Annotated in this window: 24 protein-coding genes; 9 read left to right on the forward strand and 15 right to left on the reverse strand. The window is 72.4% G+C overall.

From position 1 onward, the window contains the following. Window positions 1–85: 85 nt before the first annotated feature. The 8 genes from ACIRRU_RS22425 to ACIRRU_RS22460 form a co-directional block, all read right to left on the reverse strand. On the reverse strand, window positions 86–1,540 hold the full coding sequence (locus tag ACIRRU_RS22425; protein WP_403683256.1) for a nucleobase:cation symporter-2 family protein: 1,455 nt from the start codon (window positions 1,538–1,540) through the stop codon (window positions 86–88). 330 nt (window positions 1,541–1,870) lie between these two features. Next, window positions 1,871–3,259, reverse strand: coding sequence for an 8-oxoguanine deaminase (locus tag ACIRRU_RS22430; protein WP_403683257.1), 1,389 nt, complete (start codon window positions 3,257–3,259; stop codon window positions 1,871–1,873). 45 nt (window positions 3,260–3,304) lie between these two features. Then, window positions 3,305–4,708: a nucleobase:cation symporter-2 family protein gene (locus ACIRRU_RS22435; RefSeq protein ID WP_403683258.1), complete on the reverse strand. Its 1,404-nt coding sequence runs from the start codon at window positions 4,706–4,708 to the stop codon at window positions 3,305–3,307. Window positions 4,709–4,775: 67 nt separating this feature from the next. Then, window positions 4,776–5,699 (reverse strand): factor-independent urate hydroxylase, encoded by a 924-nt coding sequence (gene pucL, locus ACIRRU_RS22440; protein ID WP_403683260.1) that lies wholly within the window; start codon window positions 5,697–5,699, stop codon window positions 4,776–4,778. A gap of 7 nt (window positions 5,700–5,706) precedes the next feature. Beyond that, the gene (gene uraH, locus ACIRRU_RS22445) at window positions 5,707–6,096 is read right to left on the reverse strand and encodes a hydroxyisourate hydrolase (RefSeq protein WP_403683262.1); all 390 of its coding nucleotides are present in this window, start codon (window positions 6,094–6,096) and stop codon (window positions 5,707–5,709) included. A gap of 20 nt (window positions 6,097–6,116) precedes the next feature. Further along, entirely contained in the window at window positions 6,117–6,653 is a 537-nt protein-coding gene (gene uraD, locus ACIRRU_RS22450; protein ID WP_403683264.1) for a 2-oxo-4-hydroxy-4-carboxy-5-ureidoimidazoline decarboxylase, read from the reverse strand. 152 nt (window positions 6,654–6,805) lie between these two features. After that, the gene (locus ACIRRU_RS22455; RefSeq protein WP_403683266.1) at window positions 6,806–7,207 is read right to left on the reverse strand and encodes a helix-turn-helix domain-containing protein; all 402 of its coding nucleotides are present in this window, start codon (window positions 7,205–7,207) and stop codon (window positions 6,806–6,808) included. Continuing rightward, on the reverse strand, window positions 7,204–7,443 hold the full coding sequence (locus tag ACIRRU_RS22460; RefSeq protein ID WP_363201622.1) for a hypothetical protein: 240 nt from the start codon (window positions 7,441–7,443) through the stop codon (window positions 7,204–7,206). The genes ACIRRU_RS22455 and ACIRRU_RS22460 overlap by 4 nt, the downstream gene beginning before the upstream one ends. 232 nt (window positions 7,444–7,675) lie before the next feature. On the opposite strand from ACIRRU_RS22460, the gene ACIRRU_RS22465 reads away from it, so the two are divergent. The 5 genes from ACIRRU_RS22465 (at window position 7,676) to ACIRRU_RS22485 (ending at window position 13,060) form a co-directional block, all read left to right on the forward strand. Then, window positions 7,676–8,515: a TIM barrel protein gene (locus ACIRRU_RS22465; RefSeq protein ID WP_403683268.1), complete on the forward strand. Its 840-nt coding sequence runs from the start codon at window positions 7,676–7,678 to the stop codon at window positions 8,513–8,515. A gap of 80 nt (window positions 8,516–8,595) precedes the next feature. Then, the gene (locus ACIRRU_RS22470) at window positions 8,596–9,489 is read left to right on the forward strand and encodes a 2-hydroxy-3-oxopropionate reductase (protein WP_403683270.1); all 894 of its coding nucleotides are present in this window, start codon (window positions 8,596–8,598) and stop codon (window positions 9,487–9,489) included. Window positions 9,490–9,677: 188 nt separating this feature from the next. Next, a complete protein-coding gene (locus tag ACIRRU_RS22475) occupies window positions 9,678–11,135 on the forward strand; it encodes a catalase (RefSeq protein WP_403683271.1) in 1,458 nt (485 codons plus the stop codon). A gap of 404 nt (window positions 11,136–11,539) precedes the next feature. Next, a complete protein-coding gene (locus tag ACIRRU_RS22480) occupies window positions 11,540–12,250 on the forward strand; it encodes a hypothetical protein (RefSeq protein ID WP_403683273.1) in 711 nt (236 codons plus the stop codon). 144 nt (window positions 12,251–12,394) lie between these two features. Next, window positions 12,395–13,060: a GNAT family N-acetyltransferase gene (locus ACIRRU_RS22485; protein WP_403683274.1), complete on the forward strand. Its 666-nt coding sequence runs from the start codon at window positions 12,395–12,397 to the stop codon at window positions 13,058–13,060. 21 nt (window positions 13,061–13,081) lie between these two features. Here the strand turns inward: ACIRRU_RS22485 and ACIRRU_RS22490 are convergent, their stop codons facing one another. Then, entirely contained in the window at window positions 13,082–14,692 is a 1,611-nt protein-coding gene (locus ACIRRU_RS22490; protein WP_403683276.1) for an AMP-binding protein, read from the reverse strand. After that, window positions 14,689–16,365 (reverse strand): AMP-binding protein, encoded by a 1,677-nt coding sequence (locus ACIRRU_RS22495; protein WP_403683278.1) that lies wholly within the window; start codon window positions 16,363–16,365, stop codon window positions 14,689–14,691. Before ACIRRU_RS22495 ends, ACIRRU_RS22490 begins: the two co-directional genes overlap by 4 nt. 130 nt (window positions 16,366–16,495) lie before the next feature. Between ACIRRU_RS22495 and ACIRRU_RS22500 the strand changes: the two genes are divergently transcribed. Beyond that, window positions 16,496–17,338: a response regulator transcription factor gene (locus tag ACIRRU_RS22500; protein WP_403683464.1), complete on the forward strand. Its 843-nt coding sequence runs from the start codon at window positions 16,496–16,498 to the stop codon at window positions 17,336–17,338. 125 nt (window positions 17,339–17,463) lie between these two features. On the opposite strand, the gene ACIRRU_RS22505 is transcribed toward ACIRRU_RS22500, so the two are convergent. Together ACIRRU_RS22505 and ACIRRU_RS22510 are read right to left on the reverse strand one after the other, a co-directional pair. Further along, window positions 17,464–18,498 (reverse strand): glutathione S-transferase family protein, encoded by a 1,035-nt coding sequence (locus ACIRRU_RS22505; RefSeq protein WP_403683279.1) that lies wholly within the window; start codon window positions 18,496–18,498, stop codon window positions 17,464–17,466. Between the two features lie 10 nt (window positions 18,499–18,508). Then, window positions 18,509–20,008, reverse strand: coding sequence for an MFS transporter (locus ACIRRU_RS22510; protein ID WP_403683281.1), 1,500 nt, complete (start codon window positions 20,006–20,008; stop codon window positions 18,509–18,511). Window positions 20,009–20,148: 140 nt separating this feature from the next. Between ACIRRU_RS22510 and ACIRRU_RS22515 the strand changes: the two genes are divergently transcribed. The 3 genes from ACIRRU_RS22515 (at window position 20,149) to ACIRRU_RS22525 (ending at window position 24,433) form a co-directional block, all read left to right on the forward strand. After that, complete coding sequence (locus tag ACIRRU_RS22515; RefSeq protein ID WP_363201500.1) at window positions 20,149–20,544, forward strand: VOC family protein; 396 nt, start codon at window positions 20,149–20,151, stop codon at window positions 20,542–20,544. 188 nt (window positions 20,545–20,732) lie between these two features. Next, entirely contained in the window at window positions 20,733–21,818 is a 1,086-nt protein-coding gene (locus tag ACIRRU_RS22520) for a glycoside hydrolase family 5 protein (protein ID WP_403683283.1), read from the forward strand. 212 nt (window positions 21,819–22,030) lie between these two features. Next, a complete protein-coding gene (locus tag ACIRRU_RS22525) occupies window positions 22,031–24,433 on the forward strand; it encodes an endonuclease/exonuclease/phosphatase family protein (RefSeq protein WP_403683285.1) in 2,403 nt (800 codons plus the stop codon). 25 nt (window positions 24,434–24,458) lie between these two features. Here the strand turns inward: ACIRRU_RS22525 and ACIRRU_RS22530 are convergent, their stop codons facing one another. From ACIRRU_RS22530 to ACIRRU_RS22540, 3 genes are read right to left on the reverse strand one after another with little or no spacing between them, the layout of a single operon-like run. Further along, window positions 24,459–25,361: an alpha/beta fold hydrolase gene (locus tag ACIRRU_RS22530; protein WP_403683287.1), complete on the reverse strand. Its 903-nt coding sequence runs from the start codon at window positions 25,359–25,361 to the stop codon at window positions 24,459–24,461. Window positions 25,362–25,383: 22 nt separating this feature from the next. Further along, the gene (locus ACIRRU_RS22535) at window positions 25,384–26,646 is read right to left on the reverse strand and encodes a beta-ketoacyl-[acyl-carrier-protein] synthase family protein (RefSeq protein ID WP_403683289.1); all 1,263 of its coding nucleotides are present in this window, start codon (window positions 26,644–26,646) and stop codon (window positions 25,384–25,386) included. Then, a complete protein-coding gene (locus tag ACIRRU_RS22540; RefSeq protein WP_363201495.1) occupies window positions 26,643–26,876 on the reverse strand; it encodes an acyl carrier protein in 234 nt (77 codons plus the stop codon). Before ACIRRU_RS22540 ends, ACIRRU_RS22535 begins: the two co-directional genes overlap by 4 nt. Window positions 26,877–26,897: the final 21 nt, after the last annotated feature.

Genomic DNA, 26,897 nt, shown 5'->3' on the forward strand with positions numbered 1-26,897 from the left:
GGGCGCCCCCGGTGCCCCGTCGTACGGCGAGGGCCCCGCCCGGTGCGCGGGGCCCTCGGGCCTGTCGTACCGGCCGTGGGACGGGTCAGTGCAGGCCCGTCCCGGAGGCGGCCGGGACGACGTGCTCGCCGGGCCGCTGTTCCTCGTCCCGCTCCTCGGCCCCGCGGCCGACGTGGTTGAAGGCGAGGTTCAGCACGATCGCCACCACGCAGCCGGTCGAGATGCCCGAGTCGAGGACGACCAGCAGGCTCTCGGGGAAAGCGTGGTAGAACTGCGGCGCCGCGATCGGGATGAGCCCGATACCGAGGGCCGCCGCCACGATCAGCGCGTTCTCGCCCTTCTCCAGGGCGGCGGTGGCCAGGGTCTGGATGCCGCTGGCGGCGACCGTGCCGAAGAGGACGATGCCCGCCCCGCCGAGCACCGGCAGCGGCACGAGGGCGATGACGGAGGCGGCGACGGGGACCAGGCCGAGCAGGATGAGGATGCCGCCGCCCGCCGCGACGACGAACCGGCTGCGGATCTTCGTCATGGCGACGAGGCCGACGTTCTGGGCGAAGGCGCTGCACATGAACCCGTTGAAGACCGGGCTGATGGCGCTGCCCAGGGTGTCCGCGCGCAGACCGCCCTCGATGATCTTCTCGTCGGCGGGGCGGCCGACGATCTTCCCGAGGGCCAGCATGTCGGCGGTGGACTCGGTCATGCAGACGAGCATCACGATGCACATGGAGATGATGGCGGCGATCTCGAACTGCGGGGCGCCGAAGGCGAACGGCGTCGGGAAGCCGACGACGTCGGCGTTCCTGATGGCGCTGAAGTCGGTGATGCCGGCCGGGACGGCGATCAGGGTGCCGATCACCAGGCCGAGCAGGATCGCGATCTGCTGGAGGAAGCCGCGCAGCAGCTTGCGCAGGGCCAGCACGATCACCAGGGTCACGGCGGCCATGGTGATGTTGGTCATCGAACCGTAGTCGTCCGCCGCCGCGTTGCCGCCCTGGGACCAGTTGAAGGCGACCGGCAGGAGCGAGGCACCGATCAGGGTGATGACGGTGCCGGTGACCACCGGCGGGAAGAAGCGGACCAGCTTGCAGAAGTACGGGGCGAGGACGAACCCCAGCAGGCTCGCGACGATGATCGCGCCGAAGATCACGGCTATCCCGTCGTGCCCCCGGTCCTTGCCTATCGCGATCATCGGGGCGACCCCGGCGAACGAGACGCCGTTGACGAAGGGCAGCCGGGCGCCGACCTTCCAGAAGCCGATGGTCTGGAGCAGGGTGGCGATGCCCGCGGTGAAGAGGCTCGCCCCCATCAGGAAGGCGGTCTCCTTGGCGGTGAGGCCGACGGCGGGCCCCACGATGAGCGGCGGGGCCACCACGCCCGCGTACATCGCGGCCACGTGCTGGAGGCCGCTGGTGAACATCCTGAAGGGGGGAAGGGTCTCGTCGACCGGGTGTTTGCGGTCGGTTCCTGCATCTGCGACGGCAGCGTCCGGCGCTTCGGCGGCGGTGTCTGCGTCTTTGTGAAACCTGGGCTTGGCGGCCACGGCGGTTCCTCCGGTCGGTTACACGTCGTCGGTGACGCGGGTGTCAGGGAGGTGGTGCGTAGGAGTGCGGTGATGCGGCTCTCTCAGGTGATTCAGGTGGTTCAGGTCGTGCGGGGGTGCGGGTGCTTCACGGCGTGCGGGCGGTGCGGGTGTCGTGGTGCGGAACCGTCGCGGTGGGGGCGCGTACGGGCAGGGGGTCTCACCGGTCCGGCGGACGGGCGCCCTGGGGCGCGCGTCCGCCGGACCGGCTGCCGTGGACCCGGCTCGGGTCCACGGCGGCCGGTCTCGGGCCGTCCCCCCAGACCGGCCGGTCGGGGGCACCGCCGGGCCTCAGGCTCCGGCGGCGATCCGCGCGAGGCGGCGGGCCTCGTCGCGGGTGGAGCGCGCGACGGCGTCCTCGTCCACCGTGGTGAGGTGGTTGCCCTCGACGACCGGCTTGCCGTCGACGAGGGAGAGGGTCACCGGGGCGGCCGCGCCGAAGATGAGCGCGGTCACCGGGTCGGCGATCGAGGAGTGGGCCAGCGTGTCCAGCTTCCACAGCACGAGGTCGGCGAGCTTGCCGGCCTCCAGGGAGCCGATCTGGTCGGCGCGGCCCAGCACCTGGGCGCCGCCGAAGGTGCCCAGGCGCAGGGCCTGACGGGCGTTCAGGGCGGCCTCGCGGTGGGCGCCGAGGCGGTTGATGAGCAGGGCGTTGCGCAGTTCGGTGTGCAGTTCGCCGGACTCGTTGGACGCGGTGCCGTCCACGCCGAGGCCGACGGGCACCCCGGCCCGGAGCATGTCGGTGACCCGGGCGATACCCGCGGCGAGCCGGGCGTTGGAGGACGGGCAGTGGGCGACGCCCGTTCCGGTACGGGCGAAGGCGGCGATGTCGGAGTCGTTCATGTGGACGCAGTGCGCCATCCACACGTCGTCGCCGAGCCAGCCGGTGGACTCGAAGTAGTCGGTCGGGCCCATCCCGAACAGCTCCTTGCAGAACTGCTCCTCCTCGACGGTCTCCGACCCGTGGGTGTGCAGCCGTACGCCCCGGCGGCGGGCCAGCTCGGCGCCCTGGCGCATCAGTTCGGTGGAGACCGAGAACGGCGAGCAGGGGGCGACGGCGACCTGGGTCATGGCGTCGAAGGAGGCGTCGTGGTGGTCGTCGATGGTCGCCTCGGTGGCGGCGAGCGCGCCGTCCAGGGTCTCGACGGCGAAGTCCGGGGGCAGTCCGCCGTCCTTCTCGCTGCGGTCCATGGAGCCCCGGGCGAGGGTGAAGCGTACGCCCGTCTCGCGGGCCGCCCCGATGATGGCGCCGGACAGGTCGCCGGAGCCCTCGGGGTAGACGTAGTGGTGGTCCATGGCGGTGGTGACCCCGCCGCGGGCCATCGTGGCGAGCGAGCCCTGGGCGGCGGCGCGGGCCATCGGCTCGTCGATGCGCGCCCAGGTCGGGTAGAGCGCCACGAGCCAGTTGAAGAGGTTGTGGTCGGTGGCCAGGCCCCGGGTGATCCACTGGTAGAAGTGGTGGTGGGTGTTGACCAGGCCGGGGGTCGCGAGGTGGCCGGTGGCGTCGATGCGCCGGACGACCCCGGCGAGGCCCTCCGGGGCCCGGCCCGCGCCCACGGACTCGATGCGGTTGCCCGCCACGACGATGTACCCCGAGGCGTACTCCGTGTCCTGGGCGTCGACGGTGGCGATCGAGCAGTTCTCGATGACGATGCGCTGAGGGTCTGCCGAAGCTGCCATGGCGCTTCCTTCTTCTCTCTGTGGCGATGTGGGCACGGCAGGACCCTAGGAGGATTTGAGTGCCACAGCGTTGCGGCTGTGGGTGCCGAGATGGTGGAAGAACAGATTGAGGACGACCGCGACCAGCGCTCCCGCGCTGATGCCGGAGCCGAGGACGGTCTGCGCCCAGGCCGGGAAACCGGCGTAGAAGGCGGGCGCGGCGAGCGGGATGATGCCCGCGCCGAGCGCGACGGCGACCAGGATGATGTTGGAGCTGTCGTCGAGTCCGGCCTCGGAGAGCGTACGGATGCCGCTCACCGCGATGGAGCCGAAGAGGACGATGCCCGCGCCGCCGAGGACCGGCATCGGCACGAGTGAGACGACCGCGCCGAGCACCGGGAAGGCGCCGAGGACCAGCAGGGCCCCGCCCGCCGCCGCGACGACGTACCGGCTGCGCACCCGGGTGAGTGAGACGACGCCGACGTTCTGGGCGAACGCGCTCGTGGGGAAGCCTCCGAAGACCGGGCCGAGGAGGGTGGCGATGCCGTCGGTGCGCAGGCCGCGGGTGATCGTGCGGCCGTCGGTGCGGCGGTCGCAGATCTCGCCGAGGGCCAGCATCCCGGCCGAGGACTCGGTCATCAGGACGAGCATGACGATGCAGAGGGAGAGGATCGCCGCGGGCTGGAACTCCGGTGCGCCGAAGGCGAACGGGGTCGGCAGGGCGGCGAGCGGGGCGGATGTGAGCGCGGAGAAGTCGGCGAGGCCGAACGGGATCGCGGCCAGCGTGCCGACGAACATGCCCGCGAGGAGGGCCACTTGCTTGAGGAAGCCGCGGCCGAAGCGCTGGACGAGCAGGATGACGACGAGCGTGAAGGCGGCCAGCGCCAGGTACTTCATGGCGCCGAAGTCGGCGGCTTCGGCGTCGCCGCCCTGGGCCCAGGCGACCGGGACCGGCATGAGGGTGACACCGATGAGGGTGATGACCACGCCGGTGACGAGCGGTGGGAAGAAGCGCAGCAGCCTGCCGAAGAACGGTCCGACGGCGAGGCAGAAGGCTCCGGCGACGAGCACCGCCCCGTAGATCGCGGGGAGTTGGCGGCCGGGGGCGCTGGTCTCGGCGATGGCCAGCATCGGGGCGATTCCGGCCGAGGAGGCGGCGTTGACGAAGGGGAGCCGGTTCCCGGCGAAGCGGCCGGCCCCGATCGTCTGGAGGAGGGTGGCGAGTCCGGCGATCAGGAGGCTCGCCGCGATGAGCCGGGTCATTCCGGCGGGGTCCAGCCCGACGGCCTGGCCGATGATCAGCGGAGGGGTGACGACGCCCGCGTACATGGCGGCGATGTGCTGGAGCGCCGCGGGCAGGAGCCGCGCGGGCGGAAGCTTCTCGTCGACCGGGTGGACTGCTGTGCCGGCCGGGGGTTCGGCGGGGTCTTCGCACGGGCCTTCGGCGGGCCCCGTTGCAGGCTGTGCCATGGGTGTTCCCTCCGGGACGACCGGCCCCCGCCCGACTGCGGGCGGACGGGGGCGGGTCGGTTCCGCGTCAGAGGTTGGTCATGTCGACCGGGATCTTCGGCTCGACGCCGTCCCGGAGCACGGTGGCCTCGATCAGACCGTAGGGACGGTCGGCCGCGAAGTAGACCTCATGGTCGTTCTTGAGGCCGAACGGTTCGAGGTCCACCAGGAAGTGGTGGTTGTTCGGCAGCGAGAAGCGGATCTCGTCGATCTCGCTGCGGCTGTTGATGATGCGCGAACCCATTTGGTAGAGGGTCTGCTGGAGCGAGAGGGAGTAGGTCTCGGCGAAGGCCTGGAGCATGTGCTTGCGCGCCTGCTCGTAGGACTTCTCCCAGTTCGGCATGCGCTGTTCGTCGCTGGTCCAGTTGTACCGCCAGCGGGCGGAGACGTCGGTCGCGAGGATGCGGTCGTACGCCTCCTTCAGCGTCGTGTACTTGTCCTTGACGTAGCCCCAGAACTCGGAGTTGGTCGAGTTCATCACGCTCAGGTCCTTGAGGCCCGAGACGACCTCCCAGCTCTCACCGTCGTAGGTGATCTGGCTGACCCGGGTCTCCTGGCCCTTGCGGGCGAAGGAGTGCTTGACCTCGTCGGCGCCGATGAACCGGGAGTTGCCCTCGGAGGTCGCGATGCGCTCCCAGGCGTACTCCTCGATCCGGATGCGGGCGCGGTGGATCGGCTCCTGCGAGGAGACGAAGTGGCGGGCGAGGTGGATGCCGAACTGCTCGGCGGACTCGATCCCGTGCTCCTTGGCGAACGCGAACACCGTGTTCTTGGTGGTGTCGGTCGGCAGGACGTTGGCGTTGGAGCCGGAGTAGTGGACGTCGTCCATGTCGCCGGAGAGGGCGACCGAGACGTTGAGGTCCTTGATGTGGTGGGTGTCGCCGTCCCGCGTGATCTTCACGACGCGGTTCTCTGCTTTGCCGTACTGGTTCTGGCCGAGAATCGTGGGCATGTCGGTGCTAGCTCCCTCGGTAAACGGAGTAGCCGAACGGGTTGAGCAGCAGCGGTACGTGATAGTGCTCGCCCGGGACGACCGCGAAGGCGATCGTCACTTCCGGGAAGAACGCGCCGCTGTCCCTTACGCGGGGGGCGTCCTGCTGCGCCTCGGCTTGCTTCTTGGAAAAGTACGTCTCGGTGTCGAATGCGAGACGCACATGGGTGGTGCCCTCCGGCAGCGCCGGGAGGTCCTTGCAACGCCCGTCCGCGTCGGTCGCGGAGGCTCCGAGCGTCACGTACGGCGCGTCACCGCCGCCGCGGGCGGCGAGCGAGACGGCGACGGACGCGGCGGGGCGGCCGACGCTGGTGTCCAGGATGTGCGTGGACACCGATGCGGTCGTGTCGGTACTCAAGACCGTCACTCTCCTAGATCTCAAGAGTCCTGTGCGGGGGCGTCCTCGGCGAGGGCCTCCGTCACGAGACGGGTCAGCCGGATGCGGTTGATCTTGCCCAGTTCGGTGCGCACGATCTCCCGCTCCTGCTCGGGCGCGTTCCCGATCCGGGACTTCACCGCGTCGCGCATCTGCTCACCGGTGGCACCGGTGGCGCAGATCAGGAAGACGTGTCCGAACCGCTCCTGGTAGGCCAGGTTCAGTTCGAGCATCTCGGTCTTGAGCTCCTCGGAGGCACCGGCCATCCCCCGCTGCTCGCGGGAGGAGGTCGGGTCGCCGGGCTTCGGGCGGCCGATCGGCGGGTGCCCTGCCATCGCTTCGGCCAGATCCGTCGCGTCGAGCCGCGCCATGACGGCGTCGCTCGCGGTGAGGAGGGCTTCCGCGGTGGCGTACGGACGCCCGGCGAGAAGGCTGTTTCCCCAGGTTCCACTGGCGCACACCTCGTGGAGTACAGCAGTGGCCTCGCCGTCCGCCAGGGTGTTGAACCGGGTGAGGCCCGGTGTGGAGCTCGACGTCACGGGAGCCTCCGTGGCTGTTTTTCGCTGTGCGTTGTTCGGGCTGCGGACAGCTAACGCCCTCCGCAACACCACGTCAACACTTTGTTGAAATCTCGCGAACGGAGAAAGCCGCCGTCCCGGCGTGCGGACGGCGGCTTTCCCGTGCGTTCGGCCTACTGCTCGCCCTGGGGGGAATCCTGCCGGTTGAGGTAGTTGTACACGGTGAACCGGGAGACCCCCAGCGCCCCGGCGACGGTCTCCACGCCGTGGCGTACGGAGAAGGCACCGCGCGCCTCCAGGGTCCGGACCACCGACTGCTTGGACCTGCGGTCCAGGTCGGCGAGCGGCATCCCGTGCCGCCGCTCCATCGCGGCGAGGATGCGGTCCAGCGAGTCGGAGAGCTGGGGCAGCCGTACGGCTATGACGTCCCGGCCCTCCCAGGCGAGCACCACGTCGTCCGGCTGGGCCTGTCCGGGAGCGAGCAGCTCGGCGCCCATCGCGTCGACGAGCGGCTTGATGGCGGAGACCAGCGGGTGGTCGGGCAGGCCCGGGGGGCGGTCGGCGGACGCGCTCACCGTGCGTCCTCCCCGATCACGTTGACCTGGAGGGAGACCCGGGTGGCGCCCGCGGCGAGGGCCTGGCGCAGCAGGGAGTCCACCGCGGTGAGCACCTGCTCCTCGCCCCCTTCCGCGGTGTTGCCGAACGGGCCGACGTCCACCGCGTCCAGCTCGGCGCCCTGGATGACCTCGCGGGCCACCACCGCGTGGGCGGGCGCCTCGTCCAGATCGAAGGGCTCGGTGGTGAATTCCACCCTCAAGCGCACTGTGCCTCCCTGATGTCCTCGCCGCGGGTGCGGGCCCGCGCGGCTCGGCCACGACTGTATCCGCGGCCGGGGGGCCGCCGCCCGGCCGTCCCCCCGGGCGGAGGGGGCTCTGACCGGGGCGAATTTTCCCCCGCCCCCTTGACAGCCTCGCCCCGCTCCGGGCAATCTTCCGTTAAGCAGAAACTAACTTCCGCAATACGGAAGGAGCGCCGACTTCCTCATGGGATACCCGGACCAGCGCTTCAATGTGAACCTCTCGATCCTCTTCACGGAACTCCCGCTTCTGGAGCGTCCCGCGGCAGCCGCCGCGGCGGGCTTCACCGCGGTCGAGCTGTGGTGGCCCTGGATCGAGACCCCCACCCCGCCGCGGGCCGAACTGGACGCGCTCAAGAAGGCGCTCGACGACGCGGGCACCCAGCTGGTGGGGCTGAACTTCTACGCCGGTCAGCTGCCCGGCCCCGACCGCGGCGCGCTCTCCGTGCCCGGTGAGGAGTCGGACCGCTTCCGCGCCAACATCGAGGTGGCGGCCGACTTCGCCGCCTCGGTCGGCTGCACCGCGCTCAACGCGCTGTACGGCAACCGCGTCGAGGGCGCGGACCCGCAGGTCCAGGACGCGCTCGCCCTGGAGAACCTGGTGCTGGCCGCCCGCGCGGCGGACCGCGTCGGAGCGATCCTCCTGGTCGAGACCCTCAACAAGCCGGAGTCGCCGCGCTATCCGCTGGTCAGCGCACCGGCCGCGATCGAGGTCGTCGACAAGGTCAACGCGGCGACGGGCCTGGGGAACGCCAAGTTCCTGCTGGACCTGTACCACCTGTCGATGAACGGCGAGGACCTGAGCCAGGTCATCAAGGCGTACGCGGCCAGGACCGGCCACGTCCAGATCGCCGACAACCCGGGCCGCGGCGCGCCGGGCACCGGCGACCTCCCGCTGGAGCGGCTGCTCGACGAACTCAAGGACGCCGGTTACGCGGGCTGGGTCGGCCTGGAGTACAAGCCGGGCGACCGGCCGAGCGCGGAGTCCTTCGACTGGCTCCCGGCGTCGGCCCGAGCGGCGGGCTGACCGGCCGCGCGGACGGGCCGGGCCGCCCCCGGGCGGGCCCGCCCCCCTCACGTACACACGTTTTTCAGGAAGGCACCCTCATGAGCAACAACCTCCCCAAGGTCGCCTGGATCGGTCTCGGCATCATGGGCTCCCCCATGTCGGAGAACCTGATCAAGGCCGGTTACGACGTCACCGGGTACACCCTGGAGCAGGACAAGATCGACCGGCTGGTCGCGGCCGGCGGCACCGGCGCCTCCTCGATCGCGGAGGCGGTCGGGGACGCGGATGTCGTCATCACGATGGTGCCCGCGTCGCCGCAGGTCGAGGCCATCGCCTACGGCCCCGACGGCATCCTGGAGAACGCCCGGCGCGGGGCGCTGCTGGTGGACATGTCCTCCATCACCCCGCAGACCTCGGTGGACCTGGCGAAGAACGCGGCCGACAAGGGCATCCGGGTCCTGGACGCGCCGGTCTCCGGCGGCGAGGCCGGTGCCGTCGAGGCGGTCCTGTCCATCATGGTCGGCGGCGAGCAGGCGGACTTCGACTCCGCGAAGCCGCTGCTGGAGGCGCTCGGCAAGACCATCGTGCTCTGCGGCCCGCACGGCTCCGGCCAGACGGTGAAGGCCGCCAACCAGCTGATCGTCGCGGTCAACATCCAGGCGTGCGCCGAGGCCGTGGTCTTCCTGGAGAAGTCCGGGGTGGACCTCACCGCCGCGCTCGACGTCCTCAACGGGGGCCTCGCCGGCTCGACCGTGCTGACCCGCAAGAAGGACAACTTCCTCAAGCGGGACTTCGCCCCCGGCTTCCGGATCGACCTGCACCACAAGGACATGGGCATCGTGACCGACGCGGCCCGCAACGTCGGCGCGGCCCTGCCCGTCGGCGGCGTGGTCGCCCAGCTGGTCGCCTCGCTGCGCGCCCAGGGCGACGGCGGCCTGGACCACTCGGCGCTGCTGCGCTCGGTCGAGCGGCTCTCCGGCTCCCAGGTCTGACCCCTCGCCCCGCGAAGGGGCCCCTGAACTCCGGGCCGCGGTGGTGCTGACACCTGTCCTGTCGCGCCCAGGCGCCGCCGCGGCCCGGAACCACACACTTCGTTTTCAACAAACTGTTGACGTTCTCTTCGCGGCGAACCTACGCTCCTCAAGCCGTCAGCAGCTCGTACGAAAGGTCATCCCGCCACATGGCTAAGCGTGTGCTCACGACCGAGTCAGGCGCCCCGGTCGCCGACAACCAGAACTCCGCCACCGCCGGCGTCGGCGGGCCGGTCCTCCTCCAGGACCAGCACCTGCTGGAGAAGCTCGCCCGCTTCAACCGTGAGCGCATCCCGGAGCGCGTGGTCCACGCCCGCGGCTCGGGCGCGTACGGCTATTTCGAGGTGACCGACGACGTCACGGGCTTCACGCGCGCCGACTTCCTCTCCGAGGTGGGCAAGCGCACCGAGACGTTCCTGCGCTTCTCCACCGTCGCCGACTCGCTCGGCGGCGCGGACGCGGTCCGCGACCCGCGCGGCTTCGCCCTGAAGTTCTACACGGCCGAGGGCAATTACGACCTGGTCGGCAACAACACCCCGGTGTTCTTCATCAAGGACCCGCTCAAGTTCCCCGACTTCATCCACTCCCAGAAGCGCGACCCGTTCACGGGCAAGCAGGAGCCGGACAACGTCTGGGACTTCTGGGCGCACTCCCCCGAGGCGACGCACCAGGTCACCTGGCTGATGGGCGACCGCGGCATCCCCGCCTCCTACCGCCACATGAACGGCTACGGCTCGCACACCTACCAGTGGACGAACGCCGAGGGCGAGGCCTTCTTCGTCAAGTACCACTTCAAGACCAACCAGGGCGTGCGGTCCCTCTCCGCCGACCAGGCCGCCGAACTGGTCGGCAAGGACGCCAACTCGCACCAGACGGACCTGCTCCAGGCCATCGAGCGCGGCGTGAACCCGTCCTGGACGCTGTACGTCCAGGTGATGCCCGCCGCCGAGGCCGCGGACTACCGGTTCAACCCGTTCGACCTCACCAAGGTGTGGCCGCACGGCGACTACCCGCTCCAGCGGGTCGGCCGCCTGGTGCTGGACCGCAACCCGGACAACGTCTTCGCCGAGGTCGAGCAGGCCGCGTTCTCGCCGAACAACTTCGTACCCGGTATCGGCCCGTCCCCGGACAAGATGCTCCAGGGCCGCCTGTTCGCCTACGCCGACGCGCACCGCTACCGCCTGGGCGTCAACCACACCCAGCTGCCGGTCAACGCCCCCCGGGCGACCGAGGCCGACAACTACGGCCGCGACGGACTGCACGCCACCCGCTACGGCTCGCGCCACGACAAGAACTACGAGCCCAACTCGTACTCCGGTCCGGCCCAGACCGACGCGGCGCTCGGCGCCCCGCTCGCCGTCCACGGCTGGACGGGTGCGCACGAGGCGCCCGCGCACGCCAAGGACGACGACTTCTTCCAGGCGGGCGAGCTCTTCCGGCTCATGTCGGAGGACGAGAAGGGCCGCCTGGTCGCCAACATCGCCGGAGGCCTCTCCCAGGTCTCCCGGGACGATGTGATCGACAAGAACCTCGCCCACTTCCACGCCGCCGACGCCGACTACGGCAAGCGCGTGGAGGAGGCCGTCCGCGCCCTGCGCGAGGACTGAGCCTCCCCTTGGATCCCTGCCCGTACCGCGCACCCGGATGAGGGGTGCCGCGCGGCACGGGCAGGTCGACGAGGCCGCGGCGGCTGTGCGATGCCAGTGCGGTGGTGAAGCGCCGGGGGCCGTCTCCTGACCTGAAGGAGACGCCCTCCCCCGGGGCGATCGCCCGCCGCCGCGGTCCCTGTCACCCCGGCGACACCTCTGTCGCTCCCCGAACGAGGGCGCGGAGTACGGATACGGTCCCGTACTCCGCGCCCTTCTCCACGTCCGGGCCGCCGGCCGCCCTTCACCCGCCCGCGAAAATACGGCGAACCCCTCCCCCGAGCCTCGCTCCTGGTGGACGATGGAGTGACCAGGGAGGCACGGAGCGCAGTCGTCCGCGCACACCGTGCCGGAGGGAGACGATCGTGGAATCCGTGCCGGTCCGGTGCCCGTCGTGCGGCCGGGACCACTCCTACAGCGCACCGGCCTACCCGTGCCCGTGCGGGGCGCCAACCGTCCCCCAGCTGCTGCCCGGCGCTCCGCCGCTCCCCGTCACCCACCGCAGCTGGAACGAGACCTGGGTCGCCGTCCGTTGCGCGTCCTGCGGCCGGGAGGACCAGTGGCCGCAGCCCGAACTGGGCTGCCCGTGCGGGACCGTCCTGCGTCTCCCGGTGCGCCCGGCGGCCGAGGCGGCGGCCCCGGACCCGCCGGTCTCCCCCGCCCACATCCCGCTGCCCCGCACCGCCGCCCACCCGCGCCCCGCGTTCCGGCCGATGACGATCCGCACCGGCCAGGACGCGGTGAGCGCGGCCGGGCTCTACCTGACCTGGCTCGGCTACCACGAGGTCGGCCGCCCGGGGGCGGGCCCCGCCTCCGGGATCGACCTGCGGGCGGACGGACTGATCGCCCAGGTCGACACCAGCACCCGACCGGCCACCCTGCGCGCGGTGGAGACGCTCTGGCTCAACGCCCTGGGCGCCTCGGTGACCGGGGTCTTCTTCTCCCTCGCGGGGTACGCGCCGGACGCTCGCGCCCGCGCCGACGGCGTCGGACTCCCGCTCTTCGTCCTGGACCTCGCCGGGACCCCGCAGCCGGTGAACAGCCCGGCCGACGAACTGGTCAGCACGGGGCCTTGAGCGAGGCGGGGCGTGGCAAGAGACACCCGCTTTAGGAGAGCGGTGCTCCGCACCTGCCCCCGCGTAAGTGGCCGGGCGGCGTGTCGGAGGGGGGAATCCGGTTACGGCGTACCGGTGCCGCGTCCGGCGCGGCACACTTGGTCCATGCGTATCCGCTTCGCCAGACGCTCCGATCTCCCGTATCTCCAGGACATCGAGCGGGCCGCAGGGGAACCGTTCCGCACCCTGGGCATGGCCTTCGTCGCCGACGACGATCCGCCGCCGCTCGACCTGCTGGAGAGCTACCGGCTCGCAGACCGCTGCTGGGTGGCCACCGACCCCCTCTCCGCCACCGGTGACCGGCCGCTCGGCTATCTGCTCGCCGACCCCGTCGACGGCGCCCTGCACATCGAGCAGGTCTCGGTCGATCCGGCCGCGGCCCGCCGGGGCATCGGCCGCGCCCTCATCGACCGGCTGGCCGCTCCGGCCGCCGAACGCGGGATGAGGGCGCTGACGCTCACCACCTTCACCGACGTGCCGTGGAACGCCCCGTACTACGCCCGGATCGGCTTCCGGGTGCTGGCCGAGGGCGAACTCACCGACGGGCTGCGGGCGATCCGCGCCGAGGAGGCCCAGAACGGGCTGGACCGCTGGCCCCGGGTCTGCATGCGGCGCGAGGTGGTGGTGGCCGCCGCCCAGGACCCGGAGCCGCCCGGGCCGTCGACAGCCCGGGAGAGCCCGGCGGACCCCGGGGCCCGGGAGGTCCGGGTCCCCGGGGGCCCGGGGGTCCTCGGGGATCCGCGCGCGGTGGCGGTCGGCGGCGGCGCGTAGGGCTCCCGGGCCGGGGCGGGTTCAGCGCTCGTACGACTCGCGCAGCTCGACCTTGCGGACCTTGCCGCTGACCGTCATCGGGAAGGCGTCCATGATCCGCAGTCCGCGCGGGATCTTGTAGTGCGCGAGCCTCTCCCGGCAGTACGCCGCGACCTCCTCCAGCGTCGGCGGGTCGGCCGGGTCGCGGGGGATGACGCAGGCCACGATCTCCTCCCCGTAGCGCTCGTCCGGCACGCCGACCACCTGCACGTCCGCGATCTTCGGGTGGCCGTACAGGAACTCCTCGATCTCCCGCGGGTACACGTTCTCGCCGCCCCGGATGATCATGTCCTTGATCCGGCCGACGACCTGGACACAGCCGTCCTCGCGCATCACCGCGAGGTCCCCGGTGTGCATCCAGCGGCCCGCGTCGATCACCTCGGCGGTGCGCTCGGGCTGGTCCCAGTAGCCGAGCATCACGCTGTAGCCGCGGGTGCACAGTTCCCCGGGGGTGCCGCGCGGCCGGGTGACGCCGGTGTCCGGGTCCACGACCTTGACCTCGATGTGCGGCAGCGGCCTGCCGACCGTGCCCGTGCGCCGCTCCAGGTCGTCGTCGCGGCGGGTCTGGGTGGAGACCGGCGACGTCTCCGTCATCCCGTAACAGATGGACACCTCGGCCATGTTCATCTCCGTCACCACGCGTTTCATCACCTCGACCGGGCACGGCGAACCGGCCATGATCCCGGTGCGCAGCGAGGAGAGGTCGTACGAGGCGAAGTCCGGCAGGTCCAGTTCGGCGATGAACATGGTGGGGACGCCGTACAGCGAGGTGCAGCGCTCCCGCTGGACGGCGGCGAGCACGGCGGCCGGTTCGAAGGAGGGGCCGGGGATGACGACGCACGCGCCGTGCGAGGTGGCGGCGAGGTTGCCCATGACCATGCCGAAGCAGTGGTAGAAGGGCACCGGCAGGCAGACCCGGTCGGCCTCGGTGTAGGCGATCGTCTCCCCCACGAAATACCCGTTGTTGAGGATGTTGTGGTGGGAGAGGGTGGCGCCCTTGGGGAAGCCGGTGGTGCCGGAGGTGTACTGGATGTTGATCGGGTCGTCGCAGGACAGCCCGGCCTCACGGGCGGCCAGGTGCTCCGGGGTGACGGCGGAGGCGGTGGCCGTCAGTGCGTCCCAGGACGGGTCGCCGATGTAGTGGACGGCGCGCAGCGCCGGGCAGTCGTCGCGGACCTCGCCGACCAAGGCGCGGTAGTCGCTGGTGCGGTGCGCGAGGGAGGCGACCAGCAGACGGACCCCGGCCTGCTTCAGGACGAACGCCAGCTCGTGGGCGCGGTAGGCCGGGTTGACGGTGACCAGGACGGCCCCGACGCGGGCGGTGGCGTACTGGAGCAGCACCCACTCGGGGCAGTTGACGGCCCAGATGCCGACCCGGTCGCCCTTCTCCACCCCCGACGCCATCAGGGCGCGGGCCAGTTCGTCGACGTCCTCGCCGAACCGCGTGTAGGTCCAGCGGCGGCCGGAGGCCATGTCGACCAGGGCCTCGCGCTCCCCGTGGGCGGCGATCGTCCGGTCCAGGTCGCGGCCGATGGTGTCGCCGAGCAGGGCGGTGGCGCCGGTGCCGTGCGCGTAGGACAGTCCGGCGCTCACGTTAGGTCCCCCTCGTCGTACTCGGTGCCCTCACCGGCCGCGGTGCGCTCCCGCAGCTCGATCCGGCGGATCTTGCCGGAGACGGTCTTGGGCAGCTCCGCGAACTCCAGTCTGCGGAGGCGTTTGTACGGGGCGAGGACCGCCCGGGAGTGGGCGAAGAGCACCTTCGCGGTGTCCGGCCCCGGCTCCCAGCCCTCCGCCAGGACGACGTAGGCCTTCGGGACGGCGAGGCGCAGCGGATCGGGGGCGGGGACGACGGCGGCCTCGGCGACCGCCTCGTGCTCCAGCAGGGCGCTCTCCAGCTCGAACGGCGAGATCTTGTAGTCGGAGGCCTTGAACACGTCGTCGGCGCGGCCCACGTAGGTGATGTAGCCGTCCTCGTCGCGGGCCCCGATGTCCCCGGTGCGGTAGTAGCCGCCCGCCATCGCCTCGGCGGTGCGGTCGGGGTCGCCGTGGTAGCCGGTCATCAGGCCGACGGGGCGGTCGGAGAGGTCGAGGGCGATCTCCCCCTCCGCGGCGCCGGGCCGCCCGGTGACCGGGTCGAGCAGTTCGACGGTGTAGCCGGGGCTGGGGCGGCCCATGGAGCCGGTCTTCAGGTGCTGGCCGGGGGTGTTGGCGACCTGGACCGCGGTCTCCGTCTGGCCGAAGCCGTCCCGGATGGTGACCCCCCACGCCCGCCGGACCGTCTCGATGACCTCGGGGTTCAGCGGCTCCCCGGCGGCGACGGCCTCACGCGGCGGGACCGCGAGGCCCGACAGGTCGGCCTGGATGAGCATCCGCCAGACGGTGGGCGGGGCGCAGAAGCTGGTGACGCCCGCGCGGTCCATCTCGGCCATCAGGCGGGTGGCGTCGAAGCGGGTGTAGTTGACGACGAAGACGGTGGCCTCGGCGCTCCACGGGGCGAAGAGACTGGACCAGGCGTGCTTGGCCCAGCCGGGTGACGAGATGTTCAGGTGGACGTCGCCGGGGCGCAGCCCGATCCAGTACATCGTCGACAAGTGGCCCACGGGGTAGGAGGCGTGGGTGTGCTCGACCAGTTTGGGCCGGGCGGTGGTGCCCGAGGTGAAGTAGAGCATCAGGGGTTCGTCGGCGTCGGTCTCCCGGAGAGGGGTGAACTCCGCGGCCGCCCGCGCCGCGTCCCCGTAGCGCAGCCAGCCCGGCACCTCCTCGCCCACCGCGATGCGGGTGTACTCCCCCGGCACCTCGTCGAACTTGCCGGTGTCCACGTCCCGGACGAGCACCTGGCGGACCCGGCCGCGCTCCACGCGGTCGCGCAGGTCGGCGGGGCCCAGCAGCGGGGTGGCGGGGATGACGACCGCGCGCAGCTTCATCGCGGCCAGCGCGCTCTCCCACAGCTCGGCCTGGTTGCCGAGCATGACGAGGATCCGGTCGCCCTCCCGGACGCCTTGCGCGCGGAGCCAGTTGGCGACGCGGTCGGAGCGCTCGGACATCGCGGTGAAGGACACCTCGGTCCGCCGGCCGTCCTCCTCCACGATGTGCAGGGCGGTGCGGTCGTTGCCCTCGGCGATGACGTCGAACCAGTCCAGCGCCCAGTTGAAGCGGTCGGTCCGGGGCCAGCGGAAACCGGCGTACGCCGTCTCGTAGTCCTCGCGGTGTGCCAGCAGGAAGTCCCGGGCGGCCCGGAACGTGTCCGTGGCGCTGGTTGCCGACATGTGCCCTCCTCGGTACGGCTCCGGCCGGTCGCCTACCATCTTCCAGAGAGTGACCCAGGTCTCACCACCCCCGGACGGGGGTGGCCGGATCCCGCCCCGGGCGGGCGCGGACCGGGCGGAGGGGCGTGGGGTGCGGGAACCGGTCGACGTGGTGGAGATGCAGGCGGCGCTGGCGAGGCTGCGCCGTACGAGCGGGCTGCCCGTGGTCTTCGGCGGCCTGCTGTCCGACGCCCGGCACGCGCGGATCGCCGAGCTGAACGGGGCGCAGACCAGCGCCCTGCGGGGGCTGGTCATCTCCGCCGGAAGCGGTCTGGGCGGCAAGGCCATCGCCCTGTCCCGGCCCTGCGCGGTGACGGACTACGCCTCCTCGCGCCACATCAGCCACGAGTACGACACGGCGGTGGCGGCGGAGGGGCTGCGCTCGGTGGTCGCGGTGCCGGTCGTCGTGGGGCGTTCCGTGCGGGGGGTGCTGTACGGGGCGCTGCGCACCCCGGTGACGCTCGGGGACCGGACCTTCGACGCGGTGGTGGCGGCGGCCCGTGACGTGGAGCAGGCCCTCGCCGTACGGGACGAGGCACGCCGGTTGTTGGCGGCGTCCCGCCAGGAGGTGGCCGACCCGGACCCGGTCCCCGGCTGCTGGGAGGACGTGCGCGAGGCCCACCGCGAGCTGCGCGCGCTGGCCCCCAGGATCCTCGACACGGTGCTGCGCGCGGAGCTGCTGGAGGTGTGCGGGCGGCTGTCGTCGGCGTCGGGGGCCCGGGTCCCGGCCACCCGCGAGGTGCGGCTGGCCCCGCGCGAGGTGGACGTGGTGGCGTGTGTGGCGGCGGGCGCGACGAACGCGGCGGCGGCCGAGCGGCTGGGGCTGCGGCCGGAGACGGTGAAGGGCTATCTGCGTTCCGCCATGCGCAAGCTGGGCGCGCACACCCGGTTGGAGGCGGTGGTGGCGGCGCGCCGGGCGGGCCTGCTGCCCTGAGCCGCGCGCCGCTCCCCCTCCCCGGAGTCCGGGAGGCGCCGGACCGTACGCCACGGTCCGGCGTGGTCCGCCGCGTCCCTCGTCCCGCCCGGCGTCCGCTGAGCCTGCTCGGTGGCCTCGGTGGGTCAGCGGGGTGTCGCGGGCCCCGGGGGTGTGCCGTCGCCGAACGGGCGGCCGCCGAGCTGTTCGCGGTGGTGCGGGGTGGTCCAGCCGGAGAGGTCGGGGCCGAGGGGGACGATGCCGGTGGGGTTGATGCCGGTGTGGACCTCGTAGTAGTGGCGCTTGATGTGGTCGAAGTCGACCGTGTCGCCGAACCCGGGCGTCTGATAGAGGTCGCGGACGTACGCCCACAGGACGGGGTCCTCGGTCAGCTTGTTCCGGTTGCACTTGAAGTGGCCGTGGTAGACGGCGTCGAAGCGGACCAGGGTGGTGAAGAGCCGGATGTCCGCCTCGGTGATGGTGTCGCCGACGAGGTAGCGGCGGTCGGCGAGGCGGGCGGAGACCTGGTCCAGGCGGGCGAAGAGGGCTGTGCAGGCCTCCTCGTACTCCTGCTGCGAGCTGGCGAACCCGGACCTGTAGACGCCGTTGTTGACGTCCCGGTAGATGTCCTCCATGACGTCGTCGATCTCGGCGCGCAGCGGCTCGGGGTAGAGGTCGGGGGCGCCGGGGCGGTGCAGGGCGGTCCACTCGGTGGCGAGGTCCAGGGTGAGCTGCTGGTAGTCGTTGGTGACCAGCCGCCCGCTCGGCACGTCCACGATCGCGGGGACGCTCACCCCGCCGGGGTGGTCGCGCTCCCGGGCTTCGTAGGCCTCGGCGAGGTGGCGGATGCCGAGGACCGGGTCCTTGCCGTCCGGGTCGAGCGTGAAGCGCCAGCTGCGGTCGTCCTGGATCGGGTCGGCGACGGCGAGGGACAGGGCGTCCTCCAGGCCCAGGAGCCGCCGGGAGACCAGGGCGCGGCTCGCCCAGGGGCAGGCCAGGCTGACGACGAGCCGGTAGCGGCCGGGTTCGACCGGCCAGCCGTCGCGGCCGTCGGCGGTGATCCGGTCCGCGAAGTGGCTGCGGGACCGTTTGAACGGCTTGTGCCCGTAGGAGGTGTTGCCGTCGCTTCCCGCGCTGTCCGCGTCGGCCGCGCCTCGGGCGTCCGCTGCCGTGTCGCTCATGTGGTGCTCCTCATGTCGTGCCGCTGGATGCGCCGCTGTCGGGTCGCCTGCCTCGTCTTCTGCCCCGCCGGTCCGCCCCGACATCGGCCAGGGCCACGATCAGTGCGGCGAGCACGAAGGCGACGGAGACGATGAGCCCGTGGTCGTAGGCGTCGGCCCAGCCGTCCGGCCCGACCTGGGCGAAGAACACCGCGCCCACGGCGGCGATGCCGATCGCGGAGCCGACGCGCTGGCCGGTCTGGAGGGTGCCCCCGGCGCTTCCGGCCCGGTCGACCGGGATCTCGGCCAGCGTCAGGGTCTGGTTCGGGGCGATGACGAGGCCGCTGCCGAGCCCGGCGAGCAGCAGCGGTGCGGCCATGGCCCAGCCCGCACCGGAGCCGGGGACCAGGTGGACGACGAGGGCGGTGGCCGCGAGACCGAGGGCGACCATGACCAGACCCGCCACCACCAGGGGGCGGCCGAAGCGCCCGACGAGCCGGCCGCCGATGGACGCGGCGACGCCGGAGCCCAGCGCGAAGGGGGTGACGGCGAGCCCGGCCAGCAGGGCGGAGTAGCCGAGGCCGGACTGGAGGTAGAGGGTCGTGACGAAGAAGATCGAGGTGAACCCGGCGAAGTAGAGCAGGATCAGCAGGCAGCCCAGCCAGTAGGAGCGCAGCCGGAACAGCGACAGGTCCAGCACCGGCTGGACGCGTCCGCCGGTGCACCGCGACTCCCAGGCCGTGAACGCGGCGAGCAGCGCGGCGGCCAGGACGAGCAGCAGCCACTTGCCGTTGCCGGGCCACTGCTGGGCCTGGACGAACGGCAGCAGCAGGGCCAGCACCCCCGACCCGAGGAGCAGTACGCCGACCGGGTCCAGGTCCCGGGGCCGCACCCGGCGGGCGGAGGGCGTGTCCGGGAGAAGCCGCCGGGCCAGCAGCAGGCACAGGACGCCCAGCGGGAGGTTGACGTAGAACACCCAGCGCCAGCCGTGCTCCGGGCCCACCAGCTGGATGAGCAGGCCGCCCAGCAGCGGGCCCACGGCGGTGGAGATCCCGACGACGGTGCCGAACATGCCGAAGGCGCGGCCGCGCTCGCGGCCGGAGAACATCTGCTGGATCAGGGCGGAGATCTGCGGGGAGATCAGACCGCCCGCGATGCCCTGGACCAGTCGGGCGATCACCAGCCAGAGGCTGGACTGGGCCGCCCCGCAGGCGGCCGAGGCCAGGGTGAACAGGGCGAGGCCCGCCATGAAGACCGCCCGGCGCCCCCGCGCGTCGCCGAGGCGTCCGGCGGGGATGAGGAAGAGGCCGAAGGCGAGGGCGTAGCCGGACAGCACCCACTGGAGGTCGGACTCGGGGGTGTTCAGCCCCTCCCGGATGGAGGGGAGGGCCACATTGACGATGGAGACGTCCAGCAGGGTCATGAACCCCGCGACCAGGCAGACGCCGAGCGCCTGCCAGCGTCGGGGGTCGGGATCGCCGGGGGTGGTGTCCCGCCCGGACGGACCGGTCTGCTCCGCGCTCGCTGCCATGGTTGGCAGCCTAAGGGCTGTCTTGGTGATCAGCCCGGCATGATCGGCAGGACCACCCCCCAGGGCGGGCCTGTCCGTCCCGCGCGGGCGGCGGGCCCCCGCGACGGCGTGTCAGAGCCCGCGGGGGGTAAGGGTTCGGCATGACTGTGAAGAAGACGAGCGTCCTCGTCCTTGACTGTGCCGAACCCATGGAGCTGGCCGAGTTCTACGCCGGGTTGTTCGGCGCGGAGGTCCGTGTCGGCACCGATCCCGACTTCGTGGAGATCGTCGGCAACGACGGTGTCCGGCTGGCGATCCGCCGCGACCACGGCTACGCGCCGCCGAGCTGGCCCCGGCCGGAGGACTCGCAGCAGGCGCATCTGCGCATCCTGGTGGGCCGGGAGGACATCGACGAGGCCGAGCGGGAGGCGATATCGCTCGGGGCCCGGCCCGTCGACACCGGTGACAGCAACAGCGGCCCCCGGGACGTCCGGACGTACGGGGACCCGGCGGGGCACTCGTTCACCCTGGCGGTCTATCCGCTGCCGGAGGGCTGAGCACGGGGCCCGGGAGGGCGGCGGAGGGGTCCGGGGCCCCTCCGCCGCACGGGTTCCGATCCCTTCCGTCGTACGCGCGTTAACTGACAGGAAAGTTTCCGAACACTGTTGACGCCAATTGGAAGGAAGCTTTACTTTCAGTGCTGCCGACATGGCGCCTCCCACCCCCCTCCGAAGGGAGCACCACCATGCACCAGCGCCCCACACCCCCCACCGGGCCCACCGGCCGCCGCCGTCTCGCCCGCAAGGCCCTGCTCGCCGCGTCCGCGCTCGGTGTGGTCACCGCCCTCATGGCTCCCGTCCGGGCGGGCGCCGCCCCGGCCCCGGTCTCCCCCGCCGGGGCCTCGCCCACCGCCGCCACGCCCCTCGCGGCCAACGGCCAGCTCTCCGTCTGCGGCCGCCAGCTCTGCAACGCCTCCGGCCAGGCGGTCGCCCTCAACGGGATGAGCACGCACGGCACCCAGTGGTACGCCCAGTGCGTCACCGGCGGCTCGCTCGACGCCCTCGCCCAGGACTGGCGGGCCGACGTGCTGCGCGTCTCCACGTACGTACAGGAGGGCGGTTACGAGACCGATCCGGCCGGATTCACCGCGCGGGCCCAGCAGTTCGTGGACGCGGCGCACGCGCGCGGGATGTACGCGGTGATCGACTGGCACATGCTGACCCCGGGCGACCCGAACGCGAACCTGGACCGGGCGAAGACCTTCTTCAGGGCCATGGCGAAGAAGTACAAGAACCACCCGGGCGTCCTCTACGAGATCGCCAACGAGCCCTCGGGGGTGAGCTGGTCGGCCGTCAAGTCCTACGCCGAGCAGATCATCCCGGTGATCCGGGCCGAGGACCCCGACGGGGTCGTGCTGGTGGGGACGCGCGCGTGGTCCTCCTTCGGCGTCTCCGAGGGCGCGAACGAGTCGGAGGTCGTGAACAACCCGGTCAACGCCTCGAACATCATGTACACCTTCCACTTCTACGCCGCCTCGCACCGCGAGGCCTACCTCGCCGCCCTCGACCGGGCCTCCGACCGGCTGCCGGTCTTCGTCACGGAGTTCGGGACGCAGGACTACGCGGGCGAGGGCGCCAACGACTTCGCCATGGCACAGCGTTATCTCGACCTGATGAAGCGCAAGAAGATCTCCTGGACCAACTGGAACTACTCCGACGACCACCGCTCCGGCGCCGTCTTCAAGACCGGCACCTGCAACGGCTCCACCTGGACCGGCACCGGGGTCCTCAAGGAGGCCGGGGTCTGGATCCGCGACCGCATCCGCCAGTGAGCCCGGCCGGCCCCGCCCGCCGCCGACCGGGCGGGGCCGGTCAGCCTGCCGCGCCCGGCACGGCCGCTTCCCCCACAGCGCCGCGCCGGGCGCACCCCTGCCCGATGCCCGGAATTAACCTCCGCCGTCTTGTCACGCCCCGTTCTACGCGCATAGCTTTTGCCCCTATCACTCAGTTCGGCCTCTCCGCCGTCCAGTTGGGGGCACCCCTCGTGCAGATATCCAGATCCGGTTCCGTCCTGCTGACCGGCGCGGTCGCCGTCGCGCTCGCGGTGACCGCCCTGCCCGCCGCCCACGCGGCCCCGTCCGCCACCGCGGTGATCTCCGAGGTGTACGGGGGCGGCGGCAACGCGGGCGCGACGCTGACCCGTGACTTCGTCGAGCTGGCCAACGCGGGCACGGCGCCCTTCGAGGTCGGGGGCCTCAGCCTCCAGTACCTGCCGGGCTCCCCGTCGGCGGGCTCGCTGTGGCAGGTCTCCGCCCTGTCCGGCTCGATCGCGCCGGGCGGCCGCTACCTGGTCGCCCAGGCCGCGGGCACCGGCGGGACGGTCGCCCTGCCCACCGCCGACGCCACCGGCACCGTCGCCATGGCGGCGGGCAGCGGCACGGTCGCCCTGGTATCCGGAACGGCCCCGCTCAGCTGCAAGTCGGCGGCGGACTGCGCGGCCGACCCCCGCATCGTCGACCTGGTCGGCTACGGCTCCGCGGTCGTCCGGGAGGGCGGCGGCGCGGCCGCCGGCGCCTCGGCCACCGCGTCCGTCGCCCGGGGCGCGTCCCTGGCCGACACCGACGACAACGCGGCCGACCTGGCCGCGGGCGTTCCGACCCCGACGAACACGGCGGGCCAGACGTCCGGCGGCCCGGGGCCGCAGGAGCCCGGTCCGACCGAGCCGGGTCCGGTGCGCGTCCACGACATCCAGGGCACCACGCGCGTCTCCCCGCTCGACGGCACCGCGGTGACCGGGGTCCCGGGCATCGTCACCGGCGTGCGGACCACGGGTTCGCGCGGCTTCTGGATCCAGGACACCGCGCCCGACGACGACCCGCGCACCAGCGAGGGGCTGTTCGTCTACACCGGCTCCACCGCACCGGCCGTGAAGGCGGGCGACTCCGTCCTGGTGAGCGGCAAGGTCGCCGAGTACTACCCGGGCACCGCCACCCAGTCGGTCACCCAGATCACCGGCCCCCGCACCACCGTCCTGTCCTCCGGCAACGCGCTGCCCGCCCCGGTCGTCCTCGACGCCCGCTCGGTGCCCGCCGGTTACGTGCCCACGGCGGGCGGCGGGTCCATCGACGCGCTGCCGCTGGAGCCGCGGCGCTACGCCCTGGACCTGTACGAGGCGCTGGAGGGGTCCCGGGTCGAGATCGCCGACACCCGGGTGACCGGGGCGAGGACCGCGTACGACGAGATCTGGGTGACCGTCAAGCCGTGGGAGAACCCGACCCGGCGCGGCGGCACGCGCTACGCCTCCTACCAGGACCAGAACACCGGCCGCCTCAAGGTGATGTCGCTGGACCCGGCGCGGCCGGTCCCCGCGGCGAACGTGGGGGACGTGCTGAAGGGCCGCAGCACCGGGGTGCTGGACTACGCCTCCTTCGGCGGCTATCAGCTCCAGGCCACCGAGCTGGGCACGCACGTCGACCGGAGACTGCGGCGCGAGGTGACCCGCGCGCAGCGGTCGGACGAGCTGGCCATCGCCACGTACAACGTGGAGAACCTGGACGCGGCCGACGAGCAGGCGAAGTTCGACACGCTGGCCGAGGGCGTCGCGGTCAACCTCTCCTCCCCCGACATCGTCTCGCTGGAGGAGATCCAGGACGACAACGGGCCGGTGAACGACGGCACCACGGGCTCCGAGGCGACGCTGAAGCGGTTCACGGACGCGATCGTCGCGCAGGGCGGCCCGCGCTACGCCTGGCGCTACATCGCCCCGGAGAACAACAAGGACGGCGGGGAGCCCGGCGGCAACATCCGTAACGTCTTCCTCTTCAACCCCGAGCGGGTCTCCTTCGCCGACCGGCCCGGCGGCGACGCCACCACCCCCGTCGAGGCGGTGAAGACCTGGAAGGGCGTGAAGCTCTCCGCCTCGCCCGGCCGGATCAACCCGGCGAGCCCCGCGTGGGAGTCCAGCCGCAAGCCGCTGGTGGGCGAGTTCGTCTTCCGGGGCAGGCCGGTCTTCGTCATCGGCAACCACTTCGGCTCCAAGGGCGGCGACCAGCCGCTGCACGGCCGCTTCCAGGAGCCGACGCGGTCCTCGGAGACCAAGCGGGTCCAGCAGGCCGCCGAGGTCAACTCCTTCGTCACCTCGCTGCTGAAGGCGGACCGGTCGGCGCGGGTGGTGGCGCTCGGGGACTTCAACGACTTCGAGTTCTCCCCGACGTTCACGGCGCTGACCCGGGGCAGGGTGCTCAAGCCGCTGATCACCACGCTGCCCGCGTCCGAGCGGTACAGCTACGTCTTCGACGGCAACTCCCAGACGCTGGACCACATCCTGACGAGCCCCGGCATCCGGCGCTTCGACTACGACGTGGTGCACATCAACGCGGAGTTCGCCGACCAGGCGAGCGACCACGACCCGCAGGTGGTGCGGGTGCGGACCGGCTTCTGGTTCTGAGACCGGGCCCCGGTGGGCCGGACTCTCAGCTCCGGCCCACCGGGGCGCCCGCCTGCCGGGGCAGGCTCACCGGGGCGCCCACGGGCGTCCCCCCGGTGAAGAACGCCGACACCAGCTCCGCGACCTCGATGGCCCGCTCCAGCACCACCCAGTGGTCCGACTCCTCGATCGTCAGGAACCGGCTGCCCTCGATGGTCGCCGCGAACTCCCGCTGCCGCGCGGGCGAGGTCACCGTGTCGTGCTCCCCCGCGAAGACCAGCGCGGGCACACCGGACAGCCCGCCGGAGAAGTCCGGCCGGTCGCCCAGGGCCCGGTAGAGGGAATCCGCCGCGTGCGGGGAGTGGGCGAGCGCATGCAGGAAGGAGCGCCGCACATAGCGCCGGGCCAGCTCACGCCGGTGGACCGGCCGTTCGGGGTCGAGGCACATCAGCGCGTCGGCGGCGAGCGCCGCGAACCCCTCGTGGTCGCCGTCCGCGAGCAGCGCCCGCGCCCGCTGCCAGCACTCGACCTGGGCGGCGTCGATGTGGACCGGGACACCGCCGAGGGCGAGCCGCGCCACCCGCTCCGGGTGCCGCTGGGCGAACCCGAAGGCGATGGCGGTGCCGTAGGAGAAGCCGAAGAGGTTGATCCGGGGTGCGCCGAGGTCGTCGGCGATGCCGAGGACGGCGCGGCGCAGGATGTCGGCGCTGGGGCCGGGCGGCAGGGGGTCGGCGGTGCCCATGCCGGGCAGGTCCGCGGTGACCACGTCGGCGGCCGGACCGAGGTGGTCGTCCATCTGGGGCCAGCCGAACATGCCCTGGAGCGCGCCGCCCAGGATGAGCGCCGGTTCGGTGCGGGGGCCGGCCCCGCCGCTCCGGTCCCGGGGCAGGACGCGGTAGCCGTAGCGCACTCCCTGGACCGACAGGGTCCGGATGATCTCCTCGGGCATGTGCTCCTGTGTTCCCTTCCGGTCAGGCCCTGGTGAGGACGAGCGCCGCGTTGTGCCCGCCGAAGCCGAGCGAGGTCTTGACGGCGCAGTCGAAGGAGGCGGCGCGGGCCTCCTTGGCCACCACCTCGACCGGGATCGCCGGGTCGGGCGCGTCCAGGTTGACGGTGGGCGGGACGCGCTGGTGCTGGAGGGCGAGGACGGTGAGCGCGGTCTCGATGCCGCCCGCCGCGCCGAGGGTGTGTCCGGTCATCGCCTTGGTGGAGGTGATCAGCGGGCTCTCGCCGAGGACCCGGTGGAGCATGGTCGCCTCGATCAGGTCGTTGGAGAGCGTCGAGGTGCCGTGCGCGTTGACGTGGCCGACGTCGCGCGGGGAGAGCCCCGCGTCGGCGAGGGCGGTGCGCAGGGCCGCTTCGATGCCGAGGCCGTCGGGGTCCGGGGCGACGGCGGAGTGGGCGTCGCTGGAGGCCCCGTAACCGCCCACGTGGGCGCGGACGGTGGCACCCCGGGCCCGCGCGTGGTCCGGGTGCTCCAGCACGAGCAGCCCGGCTCCCTCGCCGACGACGAAGCCGTCGCGGTGGGTGTCGAAGGGGCGGCAGGCGGCGGCGGGGTCCTCACGGCGGGTGGAGACGGCCTTGAGACGGCAGGCGCTGGCGATCAGCAGACGGGTGCAGGTGGATTCCGCGCCGCCCGCGATGACGATGTCGCAGGCACCGGAGCGGAGCATCTGGTGGGCGGTGCCGATGGCGACCGTACCGGAGGAGCAGGCGGTGGAGACGGCCTGGCTGGGGCCCCGGACGCCTAGGTCCAGACTGACGCTGCTGGCCGCGCCGTTGACGACGCAGAGCGGGGCGAGCTTCGGGGAGACCCGGCGGGGGCCCCGGTCGGCGAGGGCGGCCGCCTGCTCGTCGTAGAAGGGCAGCCCGCCGTGGGCGGAGCCGATGACGACGCCCACCCGGCCGCTGTCCCACACGGACGGGTCGAGCCCGGCGTCCGCGACGGCCTCCCGTGCGGCGACGACGGCGAGCTGGGCGAAACGGTCCATCAGCCGCTGGGCGGCCACCCCGAGGGCGGCGGCCGGGTCACTGTCGGTGACGGAGTAGAAGAAGTCGCAGGGCAGCTCGGCCAGTTCGGGGCGGGGGCCGACGTTGGGCGTTAGCCCCTCGGTGACGCCGTGCCAGGCGGCGTCCACGCCCGTACCGGCCGCGGTGACCAGGCCGACCCCGGTGACGGCGGCGGCGTACGGGGGCAGCGCGGGACGGCGGTAGGGGCGGGCGGCGGCGCTCATGCGGCGACCTTGACGTGGACGGCCTCGATGAGCCGTCCGACGGTGTCGCGGGAGGTCAGCGCGACGTCCTCCAGGTCCACGTCCAGCCGGTCCTCGATGAGCAGCCGCAACTCCTCCAGGGCCAGGGAATCCAGCCGCAGCCGGTGCAGCGGGACCTCGGGGCGGATGGCCTCCGGGTCGGTCCCGAACTTCGTCACCAGCAGGGTGCTGATCTCTTCCGACGTGCTCATACGACTCTCCTGGGCTCGGTG

The sequence above is a fragment of the Streptomyces sp. NPDC101181 genome, from assembly GCF_044767975.1.
Classification (GTDB): Bacteria; Actinomycetota; Actinomycetes; order Streptomycetales; family Streptomycetaceae; genus Streptomyces.

Coding starts and splice junctions, on each gene's coding strand:
- ACIRRU_RS22430 (WP_403683257.1), bottom strand. CDS start 3,259: ATGGCAGCTTCGGCAGACCCTCAGCGCATCGTCATCGAGAACTGCTCG.
- ACIRRU_RS22475 (WP_403683271.1), top strand. CDS start 9,678: ATGGCTAAGCGTGTGCTCACGACCGAGTCAGGCGCCCCGGTCGCCGAC.
- ACIRRU_RS22485 (WP_403683274.1), top strand. CDS start 12,395: ATGCGTATCCGCTTCGCCAGACGCTCCGATCTCCCGTATCTCCAGGAC.
- ACIRRU_RS22515 (WP_363201500.1), top strand. CDS start 20,149: ATGACTGTGAAGAAGACGAGCGTCCTCGTCCTTGACTGTGCCGAACCC.
- ACIRRU_RS22535 (WP_403683289.1), bottom strand. CDS start 26,646: ATGAGCGCCGCCGCCCGCCCCTACCGCCGTCCCGCGCTGCCCCCGTAC.
- ACIRRU_RS22520 (WP_403683283.1), top strand. CDS start 20,733: ATGCACCAGCGCCCCACACCCCCCACCGGGCCCACCGGCCGCCGCCGT.
- ACIRRU_RS22495 (WP_403683278.1), bottom strand. CDS start 16,365: ATGTCGGCAACCAGCGCCACGGACACGTTCCGGGCCGCCCGGGACTTC.
- ACIRRU_RS22510 (WP_403683281.1), bottom strand. CDS start 20,008: ATGGCAGCGAGCGCGGAGCAGACCGGTCCGTCCGGGCGGGACACCACC.
- ACIRRU_RS22505 (WP_403683279.1), bottom strand. CDS start 18,498: ATGAGCGACACGGCAGCGGACGCCCGAGGCGCGGCCGACGCGGACAGC.
- ACIRRU_RS22530 (WP_403683287.1), bottom strand. CDS start 25,361: ATGCCCGAGGAGATCATCCGGACCCTGTCGGTCCAGGGAGTGCGCTAC.
- ACIRRU_RS22435 (WP_403683258.1), bottom strand. CDS start 4,708: ATGGCACAGCCTGCAACGGGGCCCGCCGAAGGCCCGTGCGAAGACCCC.
- ACIRRU_RS22470 (WP_403683270.1), top strand. CDS start 8,596: ATGAGCAACAACCTCCCCAAGGTCGCCTGGATCGGTCTCGGCATCATG.
- ACIRRU_RS22465 (WP_403683268.1), top strand. CDS start 7,676: ATGGGATACCCGGACCAGCGCTTCAATGTGAACCTCTCGATCCTCTTC.
- ACIRRU_RS22540 (WP_363201495.1), bottom strand. CDS start 26,876: ATGAGCACGTCGGAAGAGATCAGCACCCTGCTGGTGACGAAGTTCGGG.
- pucL (WP_403683260.1), bottom strand. CDS start 5,699: ATGCCCACGATTCTCGGCCAGAACCAGTACGGCAAAGCAGAGAACCGC.